The sequence below is a fragment of the Desulfosarcina cetonica JCM 12296 genome (assembly GCF_001311845.1).
Classification (GTDB): Bacteria; Desulfobacterota; Desulfobacteria; order Desulfobacterales; family Desulfosarcinaceae; genus Desulfosarcina; species Desulfosarcina cetonica.
In genome coordinates this window covers 46,368-52,367 of the sequence record NZ_BBCC01000025.1, presented here as the reverse complement: position 1 = coordinate 52,367, position 6,000 = coordinate 46,368, and the positions used below count along the sequence as shown (strand labels likewise).

Genomic DNA, 6,000 nt, shown 5'->3' with positions numbered 1-6,000 from the left:
CATCAATCAATGTTTTTATGAAATCGAAACCGTGGCTTGCCAAGCCCAGTTATCACATGTCAGTTTCAAAAGGATCACCAAGGCTGGAGGGTCGTTGTGGACATGATCGCCACCATGGCGTTTTTCCTTCTCACGATTCAAGCGAAAATCGAAGCCCTTGGCTTGATCCCCTCAGTGGAGGCGGCCGTATTGGAGATGCTGATTCCGGCGCTTTATATTCGCCGAGCGGCCGACAAGGCCAAGAGCGCCGATGTTCGCCATCGTTTGCGAACCCAATCTGATGAACTGCTCAATCGGCTAAATGGCGGCGACACCCCGTTTGCAGGGCTTGGCGAAGATGAACGAGTGGTCATCGAACGCGTTGCGCAAGAATGCGCGGGACTGTTTCAACGTTCCAGTTCGTGTGTGGAGGGCCGCAACGGCCAGCTGTCTCTTCGGCATCACGGGTTGCATCGTCTGAGTGACAGGAAGCTGTCCGCGCTTACCGCGGTTCATAATTTTTTCATCAAACGCCGGGATGGAACAACTGCAGCGCAACGCTTCTTTGGCACAAAGCCAAGAGAATTGTTTTCGTTTCTTTTGGAAACGGTGGATCTTCCGGGAAGGCCAGCAAAGAAGCGCCATGCGCCGAAAGAGAAAATACCTCTCATTGTTTGCGCTTAGGCAAGTGGCCGAAACGATGATCAAGGCCCAATTTTGGGATAATCATCGCCTTATCTATTTTCTTGAAAAAGAAAAAGCCCTCGCTTTTAAGGCGAAGGCTTTTAAACTGCGTCAAAGCTTTTTCATTTTTATGTTGCGCCCAAATATTGACTTACCACATCATCACGGTCCGGGCCGTGACCTAACTCAGATTTTATTATTTGCCTTGCGTCCTGGTTTAGCTTTACCCATTTTTTGCCGGCTATTGTTATCGCGTTTTTTCTGAATTCTTTTTTTGATTCAAACTTACATGGTGCCTTAAATCCGGTGATTGTTTCATAGCGATCCTGCGTATAAGAATGTCGACATCCATGACTTGATGCTCCGCATTCTTTCTTTGAAATACTTTTCGCTCTTGTTATTCGATAATACTTTTGAATCCACTGTTTTTCGCTGTGATCATTCGGAATTAAGTTGTTGATACCTGATATCGCTTTTGCATATTCAATCGCTGCTTTTCCATTTTCGGTTAGTTCGTTTATTATCCGCTCCCTTCCGCCCTTGGTTCCATGCTGAATGAACACCCTTCCATCTGACAGGACTGCTTGGTGGGCATTAAATTTACATGCTTCTTCCACTCTTAATCCCAGATAGCGTTCTAATTGCAGTTGGGCGGCCACTCTTTTGTCATCACTGTTGCTGCTTTGCTTCAATTCTGTCACCGCTTTTTGGAACACTTCCTCTGGTATCGACTTGTCACGATTATCCACAAACACTCGATTGGGGATGCCGAATTGTGTATTGTCCGGTTTGATTTGATCGTTATCATAAATCCTGCAAACGGTTCGAACACCGGATAAATACTCTTTAACCGTTGCTGCCTGCAAACCCTCTTCCTTCCATTTGTCGACCGCTTTTTGAATATGAATATTGGTTACATTTTTCCATCTTTTGACACCGTAACCCAACTCTCGAATGGTCATTACAAATCTGCGTGCCTCTTTTATATGATTGTGTCTGGTTTTGGCGGATCCCGATTTGGTTTGTTTTATACCTCGTATCGCTTGCATTACCAGGGTGTCTGTCCTCGTTGAGTTGCTCAGCTTGATCACCTCCCTTTTTTGTAATCTTTTAGCGATCTATTAAAACGGTGGGCTCACCGAATTAATAAAAGTTTTGGTTAATGCGATTTTACCCCGCATCGCCGTAGGCGACGCCCCGGAAATGGGTACAGGGTAAGGATAATCGCTTTATATATTCGCTGATGTATTGATCAGCGGTTACAAAGAATGGGAATTTGGTATTTGTGATCTTTTCCCTTTTGCCCTTGTCGTGTGCCGAAAAAAATGGTCGTCAGTCGTTAATTTGTTTTTTCAGGGCGTGAGTAGATGGGAAAACATCGATCGAAGGTGTAAAGATAATCTTATTATTTCATGTAGTAAGACTTGTTGGCATATTCATGGATTAATCAGGTTTGCCGACCGTCTGTTTTTTTCGGCAAGCCTCAAAAACAGACGGTCGGGTAGTTTGATCGGTCAATGTTTCTTGACTGTGGTCTTAGAGCGTTCCCAATCGCATTTGGCATGGCATCCGGCAAGTCCTTTTTCAATGAGATGAGGGCATATCAAAGCAACTTGTTTTGCGGCATCTTCCAAAAATCGGTCGAAGCGAAAACGAATGAAGTGTGTGGTCATTTCTTCAGCCCATGCAAGACGCGTATCGTCGAATGATGATATACATTCACGGAAGCTAAACGCCGCATCTTCAGACCATAGTGAGAGAATCAGTTTCGCCAGCCCATTTGCCGAACCCGTACCTTCATGCCGATTAATCCATTCCACCACATGTGCGTAAGGATTTTCAAAATCTTTGCCTGTATTGTTGATCATGATGTCTCCTTACTTCCTATTTTTGTTTGCATCCTTGAAATTTGATCTAATACGGAACACACTTTTCGTTTCGTATCTTCAATGATTTTCTCGTCCGCGAAAGACAGGTAGGCATCAGAATCCATGTCCACGATAATGTGATCCAGAATATCAACATCGAACAGATGCGCAGACGCCATTATCATGAGGGTGATCAGCTTGTCTTCCATGGAAGGCGAAGGATCTCCTGATGGATGATTGTGTCCGAGGATCAAGGCCTTGCAAGGCATGTTCAATGCCGCTTTAATGATCTCCCTGGGCTGCACGATACATCGGGTAAGGCTTCCAGTGGATACCAGGTTTGTGCCGATGGGTATTAGCTTCGTATTAAGCATCACTACAACGAAGTTTTCCCGATCAGTCTGACCGATTTGGCGGATCACTTTTTTGATTAATTTGGAGCCGGAGTAGCTATTGTGGATTGCCTGGTCACTCAAGAAGCGGATTTCTTGTTCTTTGACCATATGCAGCTTGTAGGCATAAAAACGATATTCTTTTTTGTTCACTTTCATCCTCCCTATTGTTAGCCGCAAAGGCTCCCATGAATAGGGAGGGCATCCCCACCGGGAAACCTTTACGGTTCCCCGATTCGGGGGATTTCATCTTTGATTTAAAGAATATTTTGAAGAACCGTACAGCGTTGTCTGTCTACTTATTCAGCTTTTTAGTCTGGCCATCTCTTCGGTCAACACCCACAGTGCCTTGTTGAGCTTTACATCCCGATCAATAGATTTCACAGGGTGGGTTTTGACTCGACGAATATGGCCATTCGCATTTTGCTTACTTCCATATATGCCCCCCTTCATGATGTTCTCCTGGACCACATTGAATGTCGTCCATAGATCATTGCCTTGGTCGTCGTAACGCCGCTCTTCAAGTAACTGTGATGGCAAAATCGGTGCCTTTTCGATATCGTCATAGACCAGTTTGTGCGCAGCCATGGCGAACACGTCTTTTTCATTCGGAGAGAGGTCTATCGCCTTTAAATCATTGGCTTGTACAGCGATGTCTCCGGCACCTTCGGCAATCTGGTAGGCAGAATTCAAGAAACTCGTTGTGTCAAAATTGACATGTCTGTGTGAAAAATTGAACAGTTTCGAGGATACCATCAATCCATTTCCGCATATTTTGCGCCAGATCGAGGCACAAAGCTGAAACGCACACCCACGATCATGAGAGTTGGTCATCACCAGATCGACGCGTTCTTGATCGATTGAAAGGGCTCCCTGCATGAATCGGATGATGTGTTTTTGATAGCCGCTGCGATCATTTTTCCTTGTTCCGGATTGCTTCACATGCACGGGTTGCCAACCGACCGACCTCAACAAATCAACAGCCTCGATGGTTGGCACAAAGCTATATCGGTCGGAAACCGTTTCGTGCGGGTTTATCGCTCCCGCAGCCGGAGCTAACTCGACGATTTGGTCATTGGTCAGGGGAATACTTTGTGATTTCATTGTCTGTCTCCCTTTGGGTAAAACCGCAATGGTTCCCACCATAGGGAGAACACCACCGTATCGGGGGACCATTGCGGTACCCCGGATTTGGGGTTGGATTTAAGAATTAGACATCTTCTTTATTGATTGATGATCTTGACGGCGCGGTTGATCGTGCGCTGAAGGTAAGCGGCCTGGCGCCGTTGGCCTTTGTGGTGGGTCCAATCTTTTCTTTCTTGCAACAGCCTATCGGCAACGACTTCCGGATCCGTTCCTCGACGAAGCAATGCGAGCGCATAGGCAAAATCAGTGGCGGATTCATCCCCGCGATCATAATCAGTACGCAAAATGGGATTGCCCGATAGACGCTGCGTTATTCCTCTTACCTTGATTGGCTGTCGGTCAACTGTTTTTTTCGGTAGGGCTACCTTTGGTACTTGGGCCACATTTTCCCAGTCTACCCAAACAAGCCGGGAAAGGGGAAATTGTCCATTTTTACCATATTTGGGTTTACAATTGCGGAATCCCGGACAGCGGCCCCAACGCAAATTCGGATCGCAGGCAGAATCTGCGCGGAAAAACCTGATCCAGTATCTTTTTTCCGGGTTGTCTATGTTCCGAGCGGATTTGATCCATACCTGAAAATTGCCGGGGCTGGTTTCCACCACCAGACGTCCGGGCTTAAATCGTTTCAATTCCTTTTGGTATGGCAGCTTGTTTTCCGGAATATCATCCAAAAGCAGGAAGCGGCTTTCATCCACGGGTTTCATGAAGATGTGATAGCCGCTGGCATTCATTGCTTTCAGATATCCCAGCTTATTCACCGAGGGCGAAAGCGACCATAGCCCCCTGTCCGGATTTAGGATGCCGATTTTCCATGTGCCAAAATATCGCTCGAGTTTTTTTAAAATACGCTCCATCGATAGCCTCACAGGTTATAAGGCCCCTGGATCCAAGGGGCTGTTCCATTCGAGATCCAGGGGCACGGATTAAAACGGGATATCGTCATCCACATGATCATAGGGTGCGGATTCGTGATACTCATCTGATTCTTGCCTTTTGGGCCTGGCGTCCAGCGCGCGCCACCGGTGTGCGACAACACCTGTGGCATGGCGGGTTTGCCCATCCTTATCGTATTTTCTCGTTCGTACTTTCCCTTCCACGAAGACCAACCGGCCTTTGCTTAATATTCTGGCCGCGTTGTCCGACAAACCGTTGAATGTGGCAACGCTGATCCACTGGGTAGTGTCATTACCTTTGAAATATTCGTTGCATGCCAAAGAGAAGTGGGTAATTCCCTCCTTGGGAGTAACCGGATCCTGTCCAAGACGACCGACCAAGGCGATCTCATTCTGGTCCAGATCCTTAAGTGATTGTCTTCCTGTTTCAGGCAAAATTCGAAGCAGCCTGGCCCGGATTTCAAAATAGTAGCGGGTTTCATCATTCTTCGTGTAGCTGCCTGTGTTGGCCGATCCCTGAACAAACACGAGCGTGCCTTTGGCAACACGTTTCATCTGTTCGGCAACGGAACCAAGGGCAGCCACATTTACCCACTCGGTTCGTTCCTGCGGTTCGTTGTTTTTGCTTTTCCATGTCTCTTTTACCGCCAATTGAAATCGACAGGCGGTTTGATCGCCACCGTTAAAAAACGTGGCCTCTTTTCCCAACCTTCCAATGATGATTGCCTTGTTCATAAGACGCTCCTTTCGTTTGACGGGCACCAAAAACACCTGTAGCGCCCAAAAAGCGCACAAGTGCTTTGGTCCCTCGTTAATGGATGTTTATTGGAGGCTTTTGATAGTAATGTGTGGAGTGTGGATATGACACGACCGCCGAATGGCAATTCTGCTGTTTGGCTTGGCCGTTGCAGAAAATCATCTACCCAAGGTTTGGCTTATGCCGTTTTGGGAATTACGGTCGATTGATTGACACCGATCCATTAAAGGAAAGAATGGATCTGAAATAAGGATTATTCAGGAAGAATCCTGTCATCC

At 46.7% G+C, this 6,000-nt stretch carries 7 protein-coding genes; 1 reads left to right on the top strand and 6 read right to left on the bottom strand.

All coding sequences use genetic code 11. From position 1 onward, the window contains the following. The first annotated feature begins 102 nt into the window (after positions 1-102). Positions 103-663, top strand: coding sequence for a DUF6399 domain-containing protein (locus JCM12296_RS08325; protein ID WP_246804068.1), 561 nt, complete (start codon positions 103-105; stop codon positions 661-663). A 128-nt stretch (positions 664-791) separates the two neighbouring features. On the opposite strand, the gene JCM12296_RS08320 is transcribed toward JCM12296_RS08325, so the two are convergent. From JCM12296_RS08320 to JCM12296_RS08295, 6 genes are all read right to left on the bottom strand, one after another. Further along, entirely contained in the window at positions 792-1,712 is a 921-nt protein-coding gene (locus JCM12296_RS08320) for an integrase domain-containing protein (protein WP_157067469.1), read from the bottom strand. Between the two features lie 465 nt (positions 1,713-2,177). Continuing rightward, positions 2,178-2,531 carry a hypothetical protein gene (locus tag JCM12296_RS08315; protein WP_054691481.1) on the bottom strand — a complete coding sequence of 118 codons (354 nt, stop codon included), beginning with the start codon at positions 2,529-2,531 and terminating at the stop codon, positions 2,178-2,180. Beyond that, the gene (locus tag JCM12296_RS08310) at positions 2,528-3,076 is read right to left on the bottom strand and encodes a JAB domain-containing protein (RefSeq protein ID WP_172683815.1); all 549 of its coding nucleotides are present in this window, start codon (positions 3,074-3,076) and stop codon (positions 2,528-2,530) included. The genes JCM12296_RS08315 and JCM12296_RS08310 overlap by 4 nt, the downstream gene beginning before the upstream one ends. 150 nt (positions 3,077-3,226) lie before the next feature. Then, complete coding sequence (locus JCM12296_RS08305) at positions 3,227-4,027, bottom strand: DUF932 domain-containing protein (RefSeq protein ID WP_054691479.1); 801 nt, start codon at positions 4,025-4,027, stop codon at positions 3,227-3,229. A gap of 119 nt (positions 4,028-4,146) precedes the next feature. Further along, positions 4,147-4,926 (bottom strand): DNA-primase RepB domain-containing protein, encoded by a 780-nt coding sequence (locus JCM12296_RS08300; protein WP_054691478.1) that lies wholly within the window; start codon positions 4,924-4,926, stop codon positions 4,147-4,149. Between the two features lie 69 nt (positions 4,927-4,995). Next, entirely contained in the window at positions 4,996-5,700 is a 705-nt protein-coding gene (locus tag JCM12296_RS08295; RefSeq protein WP_054691477.1) for a single-stranded DNA-binding protein, read from the bottom strand. Positions 5,701-6,000: the final 300 nt, after the last annotated feature.